Consider the following 20,668-nt stretch of genomic DNA (forward strand, 5'->3'; position numbering starts at 1 on the left):
TGAAGCTAACTCAATACTCCGTCACCTTGTCCTCGCGCAAAACCCACCCGGCCTCGCCCGCCACTAACGTGTATTGAACCTGACGCATCTTCCCCGTGCGGCCTGCGCCTGCGTCAGCGCTGTCATACACCGGGAAGCGCTGCACCAGCCGGTTTTCCACCACTGCAAACGAATCCTCGCCCTGATAGCCCTCGGCGGTTTTCGGGTTGTCGCTGACCGGGGGCAAGTAGATTTCGCTCAGGGATTTTTTGTTATTGGCTGAGTAGGCGATCAGATCGCCCGGCATGCCGCGCCCGGGCGAGCGGGTAAACACGTAGAGTTCGGGGGAGCCGTCGTTATTGAGGTCAGCGACTTCGGCACGCACGACCTCACCGGTGAGCGCCCGGCTGATGATCGCGTTATCGATCTCCAGACCTTTGGGGGTGATGCGCAGCGTCGGTTTGCCGTCAACCTGTTCGGTGCTGACGTGAAAGGTAATGCCCTGCCATTCCAGCGTCTGCTCGAATGGCTGTTTGCCGCGGCTGGCATCGCCATTGACCAGTCTCAGAGACAACTCGTAGTTGGCCACCTCGTTGCGCCGTGCGGCATTGCGCATGAGATAGACCTGAACCGTGTACTCGCCATCGGCCGGCAACGTTCCGAGGAAGTGATTGCCCATGATCGAACCGTTGAACAGCGCGTAATCCGCGCCCTTGGCGGTGATGTTGAAATAGGCGGAGGTGTTGGATGGTTTGAAGTCGACGGTGAGCAACTGGCCGGCCCTGGCATTGAATCTGTACTCCGCGGTCTGGTCACCCTTGATCGACTGTTTGCGCTGGACGCTGTCGGCGCTGGTTGTGAAAACGATCGGTTCGACGCGCACAGCGCCAGCATCTGCTGCGTGGGCAGGCAGGGAAATCAGTACGGCCAGCGCGGCGGCGATCCAGGTTTTCATCTTCAACTCCATTGCATCTCGATGTTTGCAGCATAGAGGCAGCGTCGAGCAGTCGCCCAGTGATTACGCGGATTAAATGTTGCTGGATTTGAGCACGTGCTTGGGGTGATGTTCCCTGACACCAATCAGCTGTTCACATAATTCTCACCTGAGTTTTGCCATGATCATTGCCGGTACCCCATCGGCCGAAGCGAGTGATCCCGTCATGAATGTCAGCGTTCTCTACGCTTTGGTTGCGGCCGCGCTGTTTGGCGCGAGTACGCCACTTGCCAAGCTGCTGGGGGCACAGATTTCGCCGATTCTGTTGGCCGGGCTGCTCTATCTGGGCAGTGGTCTGGGCTTGACCCTCCTGCGCTTTGCCCGCGATCGAGGCTGGCAGCGTTCCGGACTCGGCACCGGTGAATGGCCGTGGCTGGTCGGCGCCATCGGCTTCGGCGGTGTGCTGGCGCCGGTGGCGTTGATGTTCGGTTTGACCAGAACATCCGGCGCCAGCGCGTCACTGATGCTCAACCTGGAATCGGTGCTCACGGCGCTGCTGGCCTGGGTGGTGTTCAAGGAAAATGCCGATCGGCGAATCGTGATCGGCATGCTCGCCATCGTGGCCGGCGGTGTCGTGTTGTCCTGGCCGCAGGGGGCCATATCGGCGCAAGACTGGATCGGGCCACTGGCCGTCGCCTTCGCCTGCTTTTGCTGGGCCATCGACAATAACCTCACGCGGAAAGTCTCTGCCTCGGACGCACTGTTCATCGCCGGAAGCAAAGGCCTGGTCGCCGGTGTGGTCAACTGCGGCCTGGCCTTATTCATCGGCAAACAATTGCCCGACGCCGACTCGCTGGTGCCGATCCTGCTGGTCGGGTTTCTCGGCTACGGCGTCAGCCTGGTGATGTTCGTCCTCGCCCTGCGCGGGCTGGGCAGTGCGCGCACCGGCGCGTACTTTTCCACCGCGCCGTTTCTGGGCGCAGCTATCTCGATTCTGCTACTGGGCGAGTCAATATCGCTGATGTTCCTGCTCGCTGCCGCGTTAATGGCCGTAGGGGTATGGATTCACCTGATGGAAAACCATGCCCACGAGCATCAGCACGAACGGCTCGAGCACGATCATCGCCATACACACGACGAGCATCACCAGCATACCCACGGGTTTGAGTGGGATGGAGCGGAGCCGCACAGCCATCCGCATGTGCATACGCCGATGCGGCATAGCCATGCGCACTTTCCGGATGTGCATCATCGGCATGAGCATTGAGGTGTGTGGGCGGGGGGCTTTTGGCGGAAGGGGCTGGATGGGATGGCCAGATGCGACAAAGCCCGCACTGGGCGGGCTTTGTCGTTGAGTGTTGGTGGAAGCCGGGGAAAGTTGAATTGGTTTCTTAGGTGTTTGATCTAATTGATTAATGTTATCTCATGAATTTCTCTTGGATACCGATTGGAATACCACGAGAGCTAGATGGAGCGAAATACTTCATAACCCTCTTGCAGGTATGGCCGAAAAGTCTGTTCATTCGAAAGCGTGCAGGCTGATAGGCCGCCTTTAGCGTGGGTATAAAACCCATCTCAGTACGCTACTCAGGTGTGCATTAGGCTGAACACGATAACGCCAAGCTGGAATCTACGCTCAGATCCCATAAAACCAAATTTGAGCGGCGTACGAGGGGCTTTGATTCCACGTGTTGGAGAATGCTGACCGGATAAATAATTAGCGCTTCGCTGGCTTTTTGCCTTTACCCGCACAGTCGGTCTGGATAATGTGACATACGGCACAGGACTCAGAAGCGATGGGGCGGTCTCGCTGTTATCGCTCCAAGACCACAAAAATCTAAGCTGTGTCGTCACGGAGTCGATATGGAAATGGATTGGGCGTCGTTGCTGGACGAACTGTGGGAACATGTCTCATCAACTCCATCTGAGTTTGAGGCGAAGATTCGTGCGTGCCTGAACGGCTATTCCTCAGAGGGATTGCTTCAAGCCATTTCACTTTTGATTACCCAAAAGCAGAATGCAACCGCCCGAACGCTTCTCAGCGAATACTTTAGGAACCACAAAGCGGCGGACGAGATAAAGCGACGTCTTGAATTGATTCTGCATTTCAAAAAAAATCTCACTCGTCAAACGCTTTCGCTCAAGAGTAAGCAACGTACCAAAGAAATCCTGCTAAAAGACGTCAATGACCTTGTTGCCTCGGGCAATCTACGAGCAGCAGAGACGATCCTCCTCGAGGCCAATGAGCCCATTGAGGAACCGGACTACCTAAGCTTGCTTGGCCGTATATATACGCTTCAACAACGCCCACTTGATGCGGCCATGGCGATTAAGGGGGAGCTACTGCTCAGGCGACAAATGTGTGCCTTTGTTGAAGCAGCCCCAGTAGAGTCAGAGGATGACGATCTGCCAAGAGCTAGCGACATGGCCTATCTCAACGACTCCGCCAGATCGCTAGCTACACTTGGGTCATCATTTGTAACAACTGGTCAGGCTTCTTCGGTGAAAGCCGAAAACTCACTTGATTTCAGTCAGCAGGCAACCGCTTATTTTCCCTCTTTGATCCATCAAGGCAGGTGGGAAAACAATGTTGAACTGGCAACCGAAGTCTCATCGACTCTAGCCGATGAGACGTATGCAGCGGCCGAGCTTGAGACATCTTCAGCCTCTAGAGATGACGACTCTGATGAGCTTTCCAGTGAGGATGAGGCCACTTCACAAATCCCCCAAAAGTCCATTCTCAAGCTTGCAGTGCCGCGAAAAATTACTTCCTCCGGCGAAACGCAAGCTAGCTTCCATGTGTTCAAGAAGTCAGGGCGATCATTAGGCGTCATTCATGCTTCGTCTTTGAACTCACTAGAAGCTAACACTGATGCCGTCCCTGCTCACTCAGACATGTCTTCGCTGTCTGAGCCGTATGTCGCCAGTCTTCGAGTTCACGATGATATTCTTGACGAACATGATGACGATCTTCCCCACGCTTACCCTGAATTAGGCGCGCCTTATGGGCTGGTAATTGAGGATCCGGAAGATGGAATCGATTTCGACCATGACTTGCATGATCTGACCTTCATTGATCTTGGGAAAGAACACGAAGGGGATACCAGCATTGTCCTAGATGATTTCCGCGATCTAGATGATGACTATGCGGCCTATGCCTTTGATCCGGATGAAGTCTTCGACAGTCAGGAAGCGGTAGATGTCGAATGCAGTGACTGGATGGCAGACACGCTTTCCCGCGAAGACCGCGCACTTCAGAAAGCAGCAGAGTTGATTGTAAACGCTAACTGGCCGCTAAGCACATTACGTTTGGTTCAACAAATTTTTGTAATTAGCGGGTGGGGGACAACCCGGCTAGCGTTGGAGAGAGAGATCGAAAAAGGGCTTACTCCTGACGAACTGATCTTGGCAGCGCACATCAAAGTGATGTGGGCGGAAAACGATATCTACTGGATCGCGTTCGATAAAACCGGCAGTAGTCGCCTGTCCTACCACGTCTTATCCTGGCCGACGGCACTCCTGGTTGTGCGCTCCTTTGAATCGCTTCCCCAAGTGGAAGAAATTGAATTTTTCCTCGAGAATTTATTTACTTCCTGGTACGAAAACTACACGTTGCGTCGGGTGTTCAAAGCCTTTATTCGGTATGTATGGTTCAGGTTCGCCAATCTTGAGGGCTGCTTGCCCGCCAATCAGCACTTTGATTTTTGTGATCCCAGGGAGTTACCGGAGGAGGAGTACAGTGATCTTGGACTTTGCGACACTCTAGATATCGAGAAGACTGAGCGCCTAAGGGTATTTGGTGTTTATCAAAACAAGCATCCTCAGGAGCCCAGCTGCTACTTCAGTGACAAGCCTCTTATTATGGAGGAAGAGCTGAGCCTTGACGTCGCTGGAAAAAGAAAGTGTGGAGAAACTGGGCCTGATGTCACAGAAACAGAGTTAAAGAGTGAGGATGGCACGAGCAGAGTCGAAGATGTTGTTGATGAGAAAACGCCTCAATGGTCAGCGGCGCAGCTCGCATCTGACTTAAACACACTGCCTGCCAATCAACCCTCGCCAAGCATCGAGTCGTAAGGATAAAGGATTATTCCATGAAGCCTCTCAAGCTCACGCATGTTCCTGGTTGCTGGGTCAGCCAAACACTGCCCAGCGGCCAAGGGGAACGCCGTGGCATCGTCAAAATGATCATTTCTAAAGAGGTCGAGGATCAGCTTCAGGTTCACTGGTTCAGTCCGGAGAAGAAGCTGGCCTACGTTGATGCATCTGCGGTTCGCTCGGGCTTTCAAAATGGCATGGATGTGGTCGATGCCACCCCAGACAGCGGCGTTCGCTCCCTAGGGCAGGGTGTGATCATGCAGCAACGCACCTTGGCAGGCAGTGAGCAAGTGTTGGTCGACTTTCCCGATCGGGGAGAGCGCCATTGGTTGCCCTATCAGTATTTACGCCAGGTAAAGGGGGTTAAACATCGGTTTGTCACCGCCAGCAAGAGTGAGCCAAACGATGCCGAACGTATGCGCTTACGCATGCTTGCCTACGCAATTAAGGTGTGGAATGAAAATACAGGTGCCCTTTCTCACCTGGGAATTGATCCTTTGCCCCACCAAGTTAATTTGGTGCACCACATCCTAGCCTCCGGCAATCTCAGCTGGCTGATTGCAGACGATGTAGGCCTAGGCAAGACCATTGAAACCGGCATGCTACTGCATGCCCTTCGGCAACGTGACCAAGTTAAGCGAATCTTGCTGATCACTCCAGCTGGGCTCACCAAGCAATGGAAAGAAGAACTCTTCGATAAATTCCAGCTAGATGAATTCAGAATCTATGGAGAGGATTTCTTTATCGATGAGCCTCGCGAATGGGGTATGTATAAATTCGTCATAGGCTCGATGGATCGACTCAAGCAAGAGGGCCATCTGGAAAGCCTACTTCAAGCAGATCCCTGGGATCTGGTGATTTTCGACGAAGGCCATCGACTCAGCCGCCGCCAGTACGGGCAAAAGCTGGACAGTTCGGAACGCTATGACTTGGCGAAAAGCTTACGCAGTCAGACAAAGCATATGCTATTGCTGAGCGCGACCCCACATCAGGGCATGCAAGACAAGTTCGTGGCGCTGCTAGAGCTTCTTCGTCCTGAGCGCCGTAACGAGCTAATGGCACTCAGCGTCAAGCCCGAGATTTTGCATGACATGGTATTTCGCAACCACAAAGCGGACGTCACGGATGCGGAAGGAAATTTCATCTTCCAGGGCAAGATAACCAGCGCGTTACAAGTGCCTAGCAGCGTTGAATCCATTGATTTCGATAAAACACTTCAGGACTATCTGCGCAAAGGCTATGACGCGGGAGAAGCACTAGGCCGTACCGGTAACGCCATTGGATTTGTGATGACTGTCTATCGCAAGCTTGCAGCCTCAAGCGCAGCAGCGATTCACAGGGCTCTCTGCAACCGCCTCCAGCGCCTGCTCGACGACCAGATCAATGATCTCTCAGAAGAAGAACCTAGAGACGAACGTTACTTGGGCGAGTGGGAAGAGCAGTTCAACAGCGATGCCCGTGAGTTCTTTGCTGGTGAAGTCAGGCTGCTGAAAGATCTGATCGAAGAGGCTGCCCTGCTAAAAGCCAACGACCTCAAACTGAAGCTGTTCATCGAGGACATCATCGGCAAAATCCACGCTGCCAATCCTGACGAGAAGGTGCTCATCTTTACCGAATACCGCACCACTCAAAATTACCTTCGCGAAGCTTTGACCGACCATTATGGCAGCGACCAAGTCGAGCTCATCAATGGTTCTATGCAACATGCTGAACGACGTGAGGCTATCAAGCGTTTCGAGGAGCTAGGTCGCTTTCTGATATCGACTGAGGCAGGCGGGGAAGGCATCAATCTGCAGAGCAAATGCCACGTCATGGTCAACTATGATTTGCCTTGGAACCCGATGCGCCTCGTACAGCGTATTGGTCGCTTGTATCGCTATGGGCAGCATAAGAAAGTTGTCGTATTCAATATCCAGCAAACCGACAGCTTGGATCAAAACATTGTCGACCTGATGTATGAGCGAATAGACAATGTGGTGACTAACTTGGCTGAGGTTCAGCGGCATGAGTTCAACGAAGGCCTCAAGGACGAAATTCTGGGTGAGCTTGCCGAGTTGATTGATGTAGATGACATTTTGCAGCAGGCTACAAAACTCGGCATAGATCGTACCCGTGAACGTATCGACGAAGCGTTAAAGCAGGCACGAACTGCTGCAGCTAAGCAGCGTGAATTATTTGCACACGCCGCCACCAGTGATCCAAATGAGATACGCGATGAACTCGAAATTACAGTCGGTCATCTCTACAGCTTCGTTTTGGGAATGTTTAATCAACTCGGTATCGAGGTTATCGATCGCAGCCATAAAGAACGGCTGCTGCGCATCCGATTGTCTGAGCAAGTAATGCGCGATATTGGGTTATCTCCGAATGCCTCACCTCGCATGGATACGACTTTAGATCGCACGCTAGCGGCCCATCGCCCGGATACCCACATCCTTGATCTCAATTCCAAGCTGATGCAGTACCTTCTGGCCAAAGCCTGCGAGTACGACTTTGGCGGTTTGGCGGCGATGCTCCAAGCACCAGAACTTGAGGAAGGCGCATTGCTAGGAGCTATGCTCCGCTGGCAAGGTTCCCAGGGTAAACGCATGCGCCAGGAGTTTGTGGTAGTTCAGGTTCACGATGGCCAAGCCAGATTGAATCCCGCGACGGCTAGCCGATGGCTATTAACTCCAGCCGAGCACAGCACCCAAAGCCCCCATGCAGAGACCTCTAAGTTGCTGTTCAAAACCGCAGAGGAAGTGGCTAACCATCGGCTGGCCGACGCTAGTAATCGTTATCTGATGCCAGAGAATTTGGACTGGGCCGCCGCAGGCTGGACGCGGCAGTACTGAATTTGTAAGTTCTGGGGCTATATACCGCTCAATTACAGATAAAAACCTGCCAAAGCTGCGCAAAGTGTGTCCGTTAGTGCTTCACTTGGTCCATCACAATGGGGATGATGGCTAGTGGCCGCCTCGGCCGGCATAATCTGCTCAACTGATCCAACACCTATGCAGCCAGGTCCCTGCTTGTTTGTGAGGAGAGGTCGTCAACTAATGCCTCACATGCGCAAGCAGCCGCTGCCTGAGCGCTTAAAATCTGCAATGGACTAGCACTTACTAGACGATTTGAGGAACAAGCATGAACAAACAGGGTGATTTCTACCCGTCTTTTATCAAAGACGATGTACGTTACTCCAAGGAAGACTGCAAATGCATCGAGTCAGTCGTCGAACGTCTGATGCTGAGCCAGACCAGTGAAGACCATCCCGGTATGCTGCTTGGTAAGATCCAGTCGGGTAAGACGAAAACCTTCCTGGCAGTAATGGCGTTGGCCTTCGACAACGATTTCGATGTGGCGGTGGTACTGACGAAGGGCACTAAGGCTCTAGCTAAACAGACCTACGAGCGTATCAAGAGCGAGTTCCGTGTGCACGACGAGAACGACCTGCTCAAGGTCTTCGACATCATGACCATGCCTGGCCACCTCACCGGTTTCGAGCTTAACCAGAAGTTGGTGCTTGTGGTGAAGAAGCAGACTGACAACCTCAATCGCCTCATAGATCTGTTCAAAAGCAAATACCCACAGCTCAAAGCTAAGCGCGTGCTGATCATCGATGACGAGGCGGATTACGCTAGCGTCGGCTTCAAGCGCGACAAGGGCGAATTGGACATCAACGTCACCGCTCGCCAGCTTGAGCATCTGCGCGTTATCGTCGAGCGTGCAGCCTTTCTGCAGGTTACTGCGACCCCCTACTCGCTTTACCTGCAGCCTGCCGATGTGCAGATTAAAGGCGACAGCTTCAGGCCGATCCGCCCGGCCTTTACTGAGCTGGTTCCCGTCAACGCCGCCTACGTGGGTAGCGAATACTACTTTGAAGATAGTCAGGATGAAGGCCACTTGGCCAAGTTTCTCTATCAGCCGGTAGATCTGGACGAGTTGCAGGTTCTGCGCAAAAAGGATGGTCGTCGCCTGAAATTGGAGGACGTGCTGACCAGTAAGGCGATCCCGACCCTGCGTGATGCAATTTGTAACTTCATCATCGGTGGCTGTATCCGTCGCTTGCAGGACAAGAAGGCAGGGAAAACTGCGAAAAAGTTCAGCTTCCTTGTGCATACCGAGGCCAATACTACCGCACATGCCTGGCAGGAGGAGTTGGTCGAGAAGATCAAGGAAAAACTCAGTGCAGCAGTTAGCGAGGAGCCGCAGATGTTGAGCAGCCTGATCCAGCGTGCCTACCTAGAGCTGCAACCATCGGTGGAGCTACAGGGAGATTATCTGCCCCTACTTGAGGAGGTCGCCCAGGAGGTGAAGATAGCACTCAAGCAGGACTGGCTGATGATCACCAAGGTCAACTCCGAGAAACAGGTCGAGGAGCTGCTCGATGATGATGGACAGCTGAAACTACGCACTCCGCTGAACATCTTCATCGGTGGGCAGATTCTCGACCGTGGGGTCACTATTGCTAACCTGATCGGCTTTTACTACGGTCGCAAACCCAATGTGTACCAACAGGATACCGTGCTGCAGCACTCGCGGATGTTTGGCTTCCGCCCGCGGCAGGATCTCGCTATCACTCGGTTCTACACTGAGCCGACCATCTACACCGCCATGCAACGCATGCACGAGAGCGATGTGGCTCTGCGCGAGTCCTTGGCCAAGAACCCTGAACAGCCGGTCGTCTTCATCCAAAAGGCGCCTGGCAATGCCGTACAGCCCTGTAGTCCGAACAAGATCGCCTTATCACGCACCACCACGCTCAAGCCGTTTAAGCGCATCCTTCCGGTCGGCTTTCAGGTGTTGCCCAAATCCTATTTACGCCCGATCACTGAGAAGTTAGACCAGCAGCTTGATAAGCTTGCCGGTAAAGGCAGCTTTGATGAGCCATCCCTAATCCCGGTAGCGATGGCGATTGAGCTGTTGAACGCCTTGGAGCCCACTTTCAAGATGGAGGAGGACGAAGGCTACAGCTTCGATTGGGAGGCAGCACGCTCTGCGTTACAGTACCTAGCCAGCCTGCCGAAGGACTCCAGCGCGCAAGGCAAGGTTTGGTGCATGGTGCGTGTTGACCGGGAAATCCAGCGCATTGTCAGTGCGGGCTCGCACGCCCTTTATGCCGACGCACCGGATAGCACCAAGACCGAAGGGCAGATTCGTAAGAAGTACGCCATCGATAATCCCATGCTGATTTTGATCCGGCAGAATGGCCGGGAGGAAAAGGGTTGGACGGGGGCTCCCTTCTATTGGCCGGTGATCTCTGCCCAGCAGAACACACCGACAGCCATTTTCGCCCATGAAATTTTGAACAACGATTGAAAAACACGAAAAGCCCAGTGAGCCAGTACGCTTCTCAATTGTTCGACTTGATCCTTGTGCCGGTGAGGACATGTGGCAGGTACTTGATGAAACTAAGGTAAATGCACTAGTGGAAACAATTGCCGAGCGTGACGGCTACCGGCCGAATAACTACGACAACATGACTGATCGGTTAGTCATCACCCTCAACGGCGGAGCAACTAGGTCGGGAATCTGAGGGGGCGTAACAGCGGCTAAGCGTCCGGCTATCTAGTCTTGAATGACTAAGCCGGACGTTACTTGTGCGGTAACAGCGCCGCATATTCACTTGCTCGCTCCGTCGGCAGACGTGTTAGTACAACCTTGAGATAGGCTCACGGGCACGCCCGTCGTTCCAAGTCTACTGGATCAATCTCATGTCGCAGTCGAGTGATTACCACTTCGAGCGACCCAGCGAATGTCAGGGGAAGCGCTTTAGATTCCTTCAACTTCGATCCCATGTTCTGCCAACCATATCTTACGCTGTGCGTAGTCAGGCATGACACGTTCCAGGCGGAGCCAAAATTCTGGGGTGTGATGTGGCTCTTGCAGGTGCACCATCTCATGCACAACCACATACTCCGCAATGGGCTTGGGCAGCAGAATTGTTTTCCAATGAAAATAGAGTTGTGCGCCCTTGCCACAGGAGCCCCAGCGATAGCCCAGATCCTGCACTCGCACACCGCTGGGGGTCAGGTCCATTCGCGCTTGGTGACTCTCGACTCGTAAGGCCAGCCAACTGCGGGCATGTTCGCTATACCAACGGATGAAATGTTCGCGGGCTCTTGGCAGTTCGCTACGTAGCAGGCGGAAGCGACCAGCAGAAAGTTTTAGTGGCCCATCCTGCTCATCGACCAGTTTGAGGCGATAACTTCGCCCCAAGTACAGAAATCCCTCTCCGTCGACGTATTGCTTGGTGGGGATTGAGCGCTGTAGTCGCTCCTTTTCGGCAAGACGCGAATAAATCCAGAAGCTTTTTTCCGCTACGAATTCACGCAGCGCTTGCTCCTTAACCTTTGGCGGAGCTGACAGAATAAGGGCGCCGTCACGCTCGACAGTGATTTGTAGAGTCTTACGCCGCGCGCTGCGGCGCAGTGTGAATTGTAGGTCATTGATGGTGAGCGTTTCGTTGCTCACAGCTGCATCAACCGTTCATGGCTGGCTCTGGCCTGATCCATCAAACGGTCAGACAGGACCCCCGCCGTAGCACTATCCATCAAGGGTGGACGCATTCTCATCAAGTAATCAAATAGCTGACCGGCCAGCTCCTCCTGTGCCGCGCGCTTGCGCGGGCTCCAGATATCGCGGTGGCTCTGGAGTTCGCCCACGAACAGATCGACCAGTTCCACTGTGACATCCTTCAAACGCAGCAGATCGGCGGGCTGTGGAGTGGCGTCGGCACACAGCACATCCAAGAGGGTGCGAAGGAAGGGGGCATAGTGTTCGGGCAAATCCAGAGGGTTGGAGTCAGCGCTCATTTGACCGCTGCGCAGCTCGTTGATGATCTTCTGCATTTGGTCAACCAATTGATCCCACTGCTCGCCTAGCGACTTCAGTAGATCGTTCAGGCGTTCGGACAGCTTGCGATAAAGCACGGGATCTTCATCAGCATGCTTGCGCACATGTGAGCGAATGGCGTGCTCCATCTCTGAGGCCTTGGCGCGGTCGTTGACGCTGCGCGACAGCTGCTTCTCGAAGTCGGCATCGGTGAGCTGGATCGGCGGAATCTTCGGGTCGATGCCCAGAGAAATAACGTGATCGTCGATCAGCTTGCGCACCTTGGCGCCGACATCCTTACCCAGTTGCGGCAGGTCCTTGTAACGCCCGCGCGCACGTGCATGGATATAGGCCAGGCGCTTGGCATCCTTGATAAACGGCAGGCCCTCAGGTCGTGGCAGTACGGTGTCCAATGAATCGAGGAACGCTTTGAGCTTTACCGCAAATTCGGCGCGCACCTTTTCTGAACCCAGTGCAGCAATGCAGGCCTCGGCATCTTCCAGAGACTCAATGCCCTGGCGACGTAGCACATCCACTACACGCAGATGACGATCGCGCAGTACAGGCAGCTCGTCCTTGATACTGCTCAGCGCACCTTCGATATCCTCGTCGGCATAGGCTGCCAGGGCTTCGCGCAGATGGTTGGCGACTCCGTAGTAGTCGACCACGATGCCGCAGCGCTTGCCAAAACCAGTTCGGTTAACCCGCGCAATGGCTTGCAACAGCTCGGCTTCCTTGATTGGCCGGTCAAGGTACATAACCCCTTCAATGGGAGCGTCAAAGCCGGTGAGCAACATAGACTTAACAATTAGGAAGGCAAGCGGATCAGTCTTGCCCGACTGCTCATGATTAAGAGGCTTCTTGAAGCGCTGGATCAATTGCTCGTGCTTGTTGCCATCCGTCCAGTTTTTCCACTCGGCCGGATCGTTATTTGAGCCGGAGATAATTGGTGCGAATTCCAGGCTGCGTAGCCTGTCGCGATAGCGCCACGCCTGCACTCGCGCCTGCAGCTTGGGTGGCCGCTGGCACAATGCTTCATCGTCGAGGTTCTTGTCGGCTGCTGGCAGCACTTCGGCTTCGGTCAGCAACTCATCACGTGCGGCCTGCAGCGCGTGGAAATAGCGGATTACCGCAATCCGGCTATAGGCTACCACCTGCGCTTTGTAGCCATTGGGCAGAATATTGGTGACGTAATGTCTGAGGATATCGCGCGCCTTATCAGCGATCAGCGCGGGCGCATCAAAGATATGGCCTTTGGTGGCGTACTTTTTCTTGATCAGCTCCAGTTCGTCCTGACTGTGCTCGCGGAACAAATCCTCGAACAGCTCATCCAGACTTGCCCCATCTTTCAATGCCCCCTTGGCAGTGCGTCCTTCGTATAGCACCGGCACTGTCGCGCCATCTGCCTCGGCTTCCTTGATGGTGTATTTGTCGATGAACGCGCCGAAAATTTCGTGGGTGCGTTTCTTATCGCCCATGATGATCGGTGTACCGGTAAAGCCGATGCGCACGCAGTTGGGCAAGCCCGCCAGCAGGTTCGCCTGCAGATCGCCGGCTTGGGTGCGGTGGGCCTCATCGATCAATACCAGAATGCTCTCGTCGTGGTTGAGCACCTCGAATGGTTTGTTTACCAGATAGGGCGCTCGCTTTTCTGCGGCTTTGAGGAAAGGCGCAGTGCCCACGGCGATGGGGGAATCCCCGTTTTCCTCCTGCTCGGGATTGCGATACTTCTGGATGGTGGCGAATATCAGGCCGGGGCCCTGGCGGCGTGCCAAGGCTTTAACACCTTCGATATTGGAGGCCACCTCCGGCAGTTCACCGCTCAGTGTGGCGGTGGCGGCAAGCTGGTTTTGCAGGTCTTTACGGTCGGTGACCACGATGATCTTGAAGCGGCGCAGCTGTATATCCGTGCGCATCTTGCGCACCAGAAATACCATGGTCAGGCTTTTGCCAGAGCCTTGAGTGTGCCAAACGATGCCGCCGCGTTGGTCACTCTCGCCATGCTCAAGACGTGTCTGCCCGCGTTTCATGCGGGTGACTGTGCGGTTCACTGCGCGGTATTGCTGGTAGCGGCAGACCGTCTTGATGGTCTGCCCGCCAACCTGCATAAAGAGCATGAAATGTCGGATCAGATCGAGCAAGTGGGCTGGCGTGAGCATGCCTGCCACCAGGCGCTCCTGGTCGGACAATTTGGCTTTACCCAACTGTTCGGCTACGGACTGTTCGCTGCCGTTGCCATCCGGGCCAACCACGGTTTTCCATTGGGAGAAATGCCCAAAGCCAGCACCAATACAGCCCACTCGTGCTTCGTCGTAGCTACTGGCGACCAATAGCTGCACGCTGGCGAACAGAGTCTCGTTGCCCTCGTTGTCCTCGACCTCGAAGGCCGCCTTGCGCTGGTTGCTGTAGCGGCGTAATTGATCGACAGCCTCGGCCAGCGGTTCTGGAATGGAGGGACTCTTGCATTCCACCACCACCAGTGGGATACCGTTCACCAGCAACACCAGATCCGGGACAATGAATTTCTTGCCGCTGTTATAGCCTGGCGGGCAATCCACTCGGAACTGGTTGATCACGCTGAAATGGTTATTGGCCGGGGTGGCCCAGTCGATGTACTGGATAGTCTGGCCGCGCCCGCCTTCCCAGCCTGGGAGACCGTCGACAGTAATACCTTTGAGCAGCAGTTCAGTAACTTTCTGATTGGCTTCCATCAGCTTGGCGGCACCCAAGCGGGTAATGGCCGCAAGTGTTTCGGCAATGCGAGGCTCATCCAGCCAAGGCTGGCCGTCGCGCAGGTTGATGGCACGCAAGCGCTCGGCCAGTGCGGCCCGCTGAATCACTTCACTGAAACTGCTTCGACCAGTGATGGCCGGGTTGTCGAGGCTGCCCTCGATATGCTTCCAGTTCAGCCCCTTTAACTGAGCCACAAAGGGTTTTTCGACGTCTTCCAGTTCCCAGCCCACGGGTTACTCCTTTAATCCAGTTCAGGCGTGTATGGGCTCATACAAGCTTATAGCGGCTCATAGCGGCTCATAGAGTTTTTAACCGAGCTTATAGATCGACCAGCGTCGTTCACCCTGCTGTATCAGTGCGCCCTTGTCTTTCATGCGCTTGAGCAGTTTTGCCGCCTGATCAGGCGAGAGCCGGCAAAGATCCATTACTTCAGCACGCTGAATCTGCCGATGTTGCTGCACATAGTTCAACACCATTTGCTCATGTTGAATGGGTGTGAAACCTGCCTGGCGGGTATAACCGGCCTTGTCGCCCACGGCCTGGTACAGACTGGCTGACAGAGTGTAGCTGCGCCCTCGGGTAGAACCGTGAGCCTCTACCAAACCAGCTTCGGTCAGGGCTTCCAGAGTGCGTTTGGCACTGGCGGAGTCGCGTTGAATCTGTACGGCCAGTTCGTCGGCCGTGACGCGCTTAGTTTCTCGCAGGGCGGCCAGGGCGATCAGGCTATCGATGGGCAGCTCGGCGTGAGTGGCGCGTTCGTGTTCGACTACCAGTCGACGGAAGTCCAGGTCGGCCTCTGCGGTCGGAAGACGCAGCACCACGTTATGGGCGCTGGTGTAACTGTAGTCTGGGGCCGGCCGGCCAAACTTGAGCATGCCGCGGAAGATCTTGTCCACGCCTCGGCCGGAGCGTTCGACCACGCCGACGCGCTTCATTGCGTCTGCCAAGGCCGGGTTGCGCGGGCGCGGCTCGGTCACCAGCAGGTTGGTCAGGGTCACGCCATCGACCAGACCGCCGGGGTTGCTGACCACAAGAGCATCATCCTCCAGGCGCACGTGCACCGCGCCTCGGCCGTGGTAATCGCGATGCACCAAGGCATTGGCTACGGCTTCACGGAAGGCGCCTAGGTCTACCTTTGGCACTGGCACGCGGAACAGGCCGACCTGTAGTTCTTCCTCTGGGTTGTAGGGACGGAAGTTGGTTTCCAGCCAATCCAGTGCCTTGAGTAATGGGAAGCGGCGAAATTCATTGAAGCGCACTGCCTGCTGGGCCAGCACCTGGAAAGCGAACTCATGGGTGGGCACAAGTTGGCGCAGGGAGGTTTCCCGGCCGATCAGCAGCAGGCCGGTAAGGGTCGGCACGCGCGTACCGTCCGGCTGGCGCGCAGTGAGCAGCAGTGCGCCGTCCAGGGCTTCGTCGTCCAGTTCCAGCAGCACGCGATCGCCGCCGTATTGCTGCACCGCCTGGCGTAGGCGTTCGCGCTCCAGCGGGTCGAGATCGGCGAGGGTGGCACCGGCCACCGGCTGGGCGGAGACATCTAGAAGGCCGAAGTTGCTTGCGCGGCTGTTGCGCTCATGGGGCAGCATGGCTACGCATTCGGGCGTGCCGTCGTGTTTCAAGCGGCGGCGTAGATAGACGCCGCTGGTGGTGGCCACTTCGCCTTGGGCTTTGGGTACATGGATTCGTGCCACGGTCACGCCATCTAGATCGAGCGCCTCGGCCTGTACGTTCAGCGACGGCGAGGTGCGCGCTGCGACCATGCCGGCCAAGCCTGCCAGTTGGTGGTGCTCGGCATGCAGGCCGGTGGGTGTGCCGTCGTCTTCGATGCCTAGCCATAGCTCGCCGCCCTCTGCATTGGCCAGGCAGACCAGTGCCTCAATTAGCTCGCGGTCGGGGAGCTTGCTGCGATCGCTTTTGAACTCGACGGTGAGGGATTCGCGAGGTGGCGGGCGCTGTGGCATATCAGGATTCCGTTTGTGCTGCAGCTTTTTGTATAGATTCCAGCAGCGGGGTGACGCGGACGCGACCGGTTAGAAGGTCGTCCATTAGTCCGATCTTTTGCTGGCGCAACTTTTCCAGTGCCTCCTGCTCGACTGCCATTTTCTTATCGAAGGTCGACAGACGTTGGCTAATAAGCAGCTGTTCAGCAACTGATGGGCAAGAAATACCAAATGCTTTTAGCTGCGTCGAATTGATTGAGGCCAGATTGGTTGTCTGCTTCGATGCTTGGACAAAGTAGGCCTTTCCACGGACAGAGCTGGAGTAGGCTGCCAGAAACGCAGGCAACAGCTTTGAGTCATCACAGCGTACGCGGAAAACATGATTTTGATGCAGGCAGGGTTCTATCTGCCCCTCCCAGACGGCTCCCCGCCCCAGCTTGTCGAAGTCTCCACCCTCGTTCATCAGCACATCACCTACTTTCAGAGCAAAGCGGTTCAGCTCTGACGGCAGGATCGAGACAGTCTTTATTTCGCCCAGTGCAAGGTAGCCATCTTGGACATTAGCCACTCGCAAATATGGCAGCTCAATCGCGACAGGACTGTTTAGGATGCGGCCAAGGGTTACACCGCTTGTGATATCTGCACAACAGCCCAGCGGGATCACCTCCCATTTCCTCGGAATCCACCCCAACTTTGACTCCTTATAAAGTTGCGGCGCTTCGCTCTGTGGGGGGCGCAGTTGGCCGTTGGCATCAATGCCGCGGGTCAGCAGGTCATGTAGCAGGCCCTGCTTGATGGATTTGAGCTTGTCGATCAGAGACTCGGTTTCGCGGATGGCGGTGTCGAGGGTGTCGAGGATTTGGGCGATGGCCGCCTGCTGCTGAACGCTTGGGACTGGGATCTCTATCGCCCGAATGTCACGCAAAACTAGGCGCCTGATAGCGCTACCTGACATGAAGTTTTCAAACTGACGGACACAAATCTGGCTTTGCAATGCGTGGCCAAGGTAAGCTGAGTCGACTTCCCCGGTCGGCACAATGAGACAGATAGACGAGAGCGCCCCAATCTCCTCATTCTGCTTATAGACCACGACACGCCCGACGGTACCATCCTTTGAAAGCAACACGTTTCCATTGCGGATAGTGCATCCAGTAGCGTTGAGCTCGCGGTAAGCCGCAGTGGATATTCGAGTGCAGGAACTGAAATCGATGTATCCCGATTTCATGTCCTTAACGTTGGCTATGAGATAACCATGCTCCTGTGGGGTAGGGCTGAAATGAGAGCCGTCGGTTATGCGGCTGGCTAGCTTATGTAGAGGAGCGGAAAGGAACTGGCTTGGCGTTGTCTGCTCAGACATATCCCAACCCCTCCAGGAAACCCTGCAACGCCACTGTCGCCGCATCGCGTTTGTGCTCAATGTCATTTAGCGTCACATGGTATTTATCCCACCAACTCTCATAGGTGGCGACTATCTGCTTGCGTTGCGCGGTGATATAGCTCTCGACGATGGCCTGCATATCGTTGTGCAGGATGGTCAGCAGCAGCTCGGCGGCTTGTGGCTCGTCCAATTTATCGACGGCCTGATTCAGGTGGCTGGCGAAGTTTTCCTGCTGGATCTTGAGCTGCTTCTTCACCTTGGCCAGCTCGGACTTCCAAGCCTTGAGCCGGGCTTCATCGATGGGGTTTTCGTCGTTGTCGGCATCCGCTTCGCCGTCGGCCTCGTTGGAGTCTTCCCCCTTGGTTGAGACGGCGGCTTTGAGCTGGTTGTCTAGTTCGGCTTTTTTCGCCTCCAGCTCCGACAAACTGGCGACGAAATCGCCGAGCAGGAATTTCACTAGCTTGTGCTCCAGCGGGCTGTGCTTGCTGGTCTTATCTTCTAGTACGGTGATGATGCTGGTGCGCCAGGCATCAATAACGCCCAAGCTGCCGCGGGCCATCAGGCCGAGAAAGTCGTATTTAGACTGGTACCAGAAGCCTGCGACGATGCCCCGGACCTGAAAGGGGTCAAGCAGGCTGATGCCTTCCAGCGTCTGGCTAAAGCTTGCCAGAAGTTCAGCTCGCAACGCGACCAGCGCGGCACTGTTATCCCGCTTCCCAGCTAGGGCGGTGATACGCGGGCTGTGTTCGTGCCACCAGCGCTCGAAGGAGGTGCGGAGGGCAGTCTCCTTGGCTTGCAGGCCAGCATCGCCTTCGATGGCGGGCTTGAAGTCGGCGCGGCGTGTCAGCTTGTTGCGAAAATCTAAATACTGCGCATCGCGCGCCACGAATAAGTTGTGTGGGTCGAGGCCGTGCGAGGCGAACAAAGCGGCTTTTGCCTCGATTTCAGCCTTGGGCACACCGCCCAGCAGGTGAGCACGCACATCATGCGGTTCGGGTGGCGGTGCGTTATCCACATAGCGGCGAATGTTCAGGTTGTAGTCGTTGTCGCGCAGGGTGGTGATATTCACCACGTCGCTGAGACCGTCGATTCGGCGAAATTCGTCGAAGGCGGTAGTGATCTTCTCGATGTGCTCGGGCAGTAGGTGGTTCTGCGCACGGCCCTCGAAGTACTCGCGGTCGGCGTTGATAAACAGCACCTTGCCCTGACGCTCGGCAGGCTTGGCGCTGACTCGGTTGGCACCTTCCTGCATTTGTTGACGCAGGATAAGGATGCAGGCGGGAATGCCGGTGCCATAGAACAGGTTGGCCGGCAAGCCGATCACTGCTTCGAGCAGGTCGTTCTCGATAATGCCAGCGCGGATGCCGCGCTCCTCACCGCCCCGGAACAGCACGCCATGGGGTAATACGGTGGCGATCATGCCCTCGTCGCGGGTCACGGCGAGCATGTGCTGCAGGAACATCAGGTCGGCCTTTTTCGATCCCAGCGGCACCTCGCCGAAGCAGAAGCGTTGCTCGCGGAATGCCGGGTTCCAAGCCAGGCTGCCATCCGCGCTTTTCTCGGTATGGCCCCAGTTGATGGAGAAAGGCGGATTGGTGAGGATTCGGTCGAAGCGGCGCAGTTCGCCGCCCTCGATATGCCGAGGGTCGGCTAGGGTGTCTTCGTTCTCCAGCCAAGCGTTGCTGATGCCGTGCAGCAGCATATTCATCTGCGCAATGGACCAAACGGTACCGTTGAATTCCTGGCCGAATAAGTTGGCCTTGCGGCCGTCCTCACCGTGCTCGTCGATATATTCCTTGGCAGCAATCAACATGCCGCCCGAGCCGCAGCAGGGGTCGTAGACATCGTGAGCCAGAGTCGGCTTGAGCAGATGAACCATCAGGCGCACAACAGAGCGCGGTGTATAGAACTCACCGCCTTTCTTGCCGGCCGAGTCGGCGAACTCGGCGATCAGGTATTCGTAGGCTGCCCCAAGCAGGTCGGGGAATTCGAAGTCACTATTGCGCAGACGCACCTCACCGAAGTGGGTAATGAGTTGGCGCAGCTTCTGATCGGGAATCTTGCTCTGGCCGACCTTGCGAGTGAAGTCAATGTGCTCCAGCACTCCTTCCAGGGATACGTTATTTTCCTCAATGCCGCCCAGCGCCTTGTTAAGCAAGTTGCCAACATTGATGTGCGCTTCGTTGAGCAAATAGTGGAAGCGTGAATGGCTGGGCACCCAGAAATTACCATCGCGCTTGTACCAGCGCGGATTTTCCGCCGTGACAAAGGCCTCAGCCTTGCTCTTGCCGGCGTTTATTTCATCGGCAACGACCTGCTCATAGCGCTCCTCGAAAACGTCGGAGCAGCGCTTGAGGAACAGCATGCCGAAAATGTATTCCTTAAACTCCGAGGCATCCATCTTGCCGCGCAGAATATCGGCAGCCTTGAACAGATGGCGTTCCAGTTGTTGCAGCGTGAGGGGCATTGCGAAATCTCTTGTGGGCACTCAGGGAGCGGATGCCGGTCCCCGTGGTATTAAATGCCGGGGATTGTATCCCAATCCAAGCTCTGCACTGAGCAGTCTCGGTCGCAGGAGCTCACAGACCGCCATGGGTAGGGAGTTGTCTGTTGTTCAGCAAGGGGCACGTTAGTCCTTGGACCTTGGCAGTTGCCTAGCCAATCTCCATGTAGCATGCGCCGTATTCGAGTCGGCCTGGATTGAGCCTTGGAGCAGTGAAATTTCACCGAGCCCTTATGTTCAATCAGAGCGTGCCTGAGTCTGGGGAGAGTCAAACTCAATGTATTTGTCCGATA

Annotated in this window: 10 protein-coding genes; 4 read left to right on the plus strand and 6 right to left on the minus strand. The window is 55.5% G+C overall.

Going from position 1 to position 20,668, the window contains the following annotated elements; genetic code table 11:
- Nucleotides 1-10: 10 nt before the first annotated feature.
- Nucleotides 11-934 (minus strand): PliI family lysozyme inhibitor of I-type lysozyme, encoded by a 924-nt coding sequence (locus ACXX9E_RS09345; RefSeq protein WP_458555332.1) that lies wholly within the window; start codon nt 932-934, stop codon nt 11-13.
- A gap of 205 nt (nt 935-1,139) precedes the next feature.
- Here ACXX9E_RS09345 and ACXX9E_RS09350 point away from each other — a divergent pair, with 205 nt between their 5' ends.
- The 4 genes from ACXX9E_RS09350 to ACXX9E_RS09365 all read left to right on the plus strand — a co-directional run bounded on the left by ACXX9E_RS09350 (nt 1,140) and on the right by ACXX9E_RS09365 (nt 10,306).
- Nucleotides 1,140-2,180: a DMT family transporter gene (locus tag ACXX9E_RS09350; RefSeq protein ID WP_458556574.1), complete on the plus strand. Its 1,041-nt coding sequence runs from the start codon at nt 1,140-1,142 to the stop codon at nt 2,178-2,180.
- Nucleotides 2,181-2,776: 596 nt separating this feature from the next.
- On the plus strand, nt 2,777-4,987 hold the full coding sequence (locus ACXX9E_RS09355) for a hypothetical protein (RefSeq protein ID WP_458555333.1): 2,211 nt from the start codon (nt 2,777-2,779) through the stop codon (nt 4,985-4,987).
- 437 nt (nt 4,988-5,424) lie between these two features.
- On the plus strand, nt 5,425-7,842 hold the full coding sequence (locus ACXX9E_RS09360; RefSeq protein WP_458556575.1) for a DEAD/DEAH box helicase: 2,418 nt from the start codon (nt 5,425-5,427) through the stop codon (nt 7,840-7,842).
- A 289-nt stretch (nt 7,843-8,131) separates the two neighbouring features.
- Nucleotides 8,132-10,306, plus strand: coding sequence for a Z1 domain-containing protein (locus tag ACXX9E_RS09365; RefSeq protein ID WP_458555334.1), 2,175 nt, complete (start codon nt 8,132-8,134; stop codon nt 10,304-10,306).
- A 453-nt stretch (nt 10,307-10,759) separates the two neighbouring features.
- Here ACXX9E_RS09365 and ACXX9E_RS09370 read toward each other — a convergent pair whose 3' ends face one another.
- The 5 genes from ACXX9E_RS09370 to ACXX9E_RS09390 all read right to left on the minus strand — a co-directional run bounded on the left by ACXX9E_RS09370 (nt 10,760) and on the right by ACXX9E_RS09390 (nt 20,339).
- Complete coding sequence (locus ACXX9E_RS09370; protein ID WP_458555335.1) at nt 10,760-11,461, minus strand: M48 family metallopeptidase; 702 nt, start codon at nt 11,459-11,461, stop codon at nt 10,760-10,762.
- Nucleotides 11,458-14,784, minus strand: a complete 3,327-nt coding sequence (locus ACXX9E_RS09375) for a type I restriction endonuclease subunit R (RefSeq protein WP_458555336.1) — start codon at nt 14,782-14,784, stop codon at nt 11,458-11,460. Before ACXX9E_RS09375 ends, ACXX9E_RS09370 begins: the two co-directional genes overlap by 4 nt.
- Nucleotides 14,785-14,862: 78 nt before the next feature.
- Complete coding sequence (locus ACXX9E_RS09380) at nt 14,863-16,515, minus strand: ATP-binding protein (protein ID WP_458555337.1); 1,653 nt, start codon at nt 16,513-16,515, stop codon at nt 14,863-14,865.
- Between the two features lies 1 nt (nt 16,516).
- The gene (locus tag ACXX9E_RS09385) at nt 16,517-17,851 is read right to left on the minus strand and encodes a restriction endonuclease subunit S (RefSeq protein ID WP_458555338.1); all 1,335 of its coding nucleotides are present in this window, start codon (nt 17,849-17,851) and stop codon (nt 16,517-16,519) included.
- Nucleotides 17,844-20,339 (minus strand): type I restriction-modification system subunit M, encoded by a 2,496-nt coding sequence (locus ACXX9E_RS09390; protein ID WP_458555339.1) that lies wholly within the window; start codon nt 20,337-20,339, stop codon nt 17,844-17,846. Before ACXX9E_RS09390 ends, ACXX9E_RS09385 begins: the two co-directional genes overlap by 8 nt.
- Between the last annotated feature and the right edge of the window lie 329 nt (nt 20,340-20,668).

It is taken from the genome of Pseudomonas sp. GNP014, from assembly GCF_054344005.1.

Coding starts and splice junctions, on each gene's coding strand:
- ACXX9E_RS09345 (WP_458555332.1), bottom strand. CDS start 934: ATGAAAACCTGGATCGCCGCCGCGCTGGCCGTACTGATTTCCCTGCCT.
- ACXX9E_RS09350 (WP_458556574.1), top strand. CDS start 1,140: ATGAATGTCAGCGTTCTCTACGCTTTGGTTGCGGCCGCGCTGTTTGGC.
- ACXX9E_RS09355 (WP_458555333.1), top strand. CDS start 2,777: ATGGAAATGGATTGGGCGTCGTTGCTGGACGAACTGTGGGAACATGTC.
- ACXX9E_RS09360 (WP_458556575.1), top strand. CDS start 5,425: ATGCGCTTACGCATGCTTGCCTACGCAATTAAGGTGTGGAATGAAAAT.
- ACXX9E_RS09365 (WP_458555334.1), top strand. CDS start 8,132: ATGAACAAACAGGGTGATTTCTACCCGTCTTTTATCAAAGACGATGTA.
- ACXX9E_RS09380 (WP_458555337.1), bottom strand. CDS start 16,515: ATGCCACAGCGCCCGCCACCTCGCGAATCCCTCACCGTCGAGTTCAAA.
- ACXX9E_RS09385 (WP_458555338.1), bottom strand. CDS start 17,851: ATGTCTGAGCAGACAACGCCAAGCCAGTTCCTTTCCGCTCCTCTACAT.
- ACXX9E_RS09390 (WP_458555339.1), bottom strand. CDS start 20,339: ATGCCCCTCACGCTGCAACAACTGGAACGCCATCTGTTCAAGGCTGCC.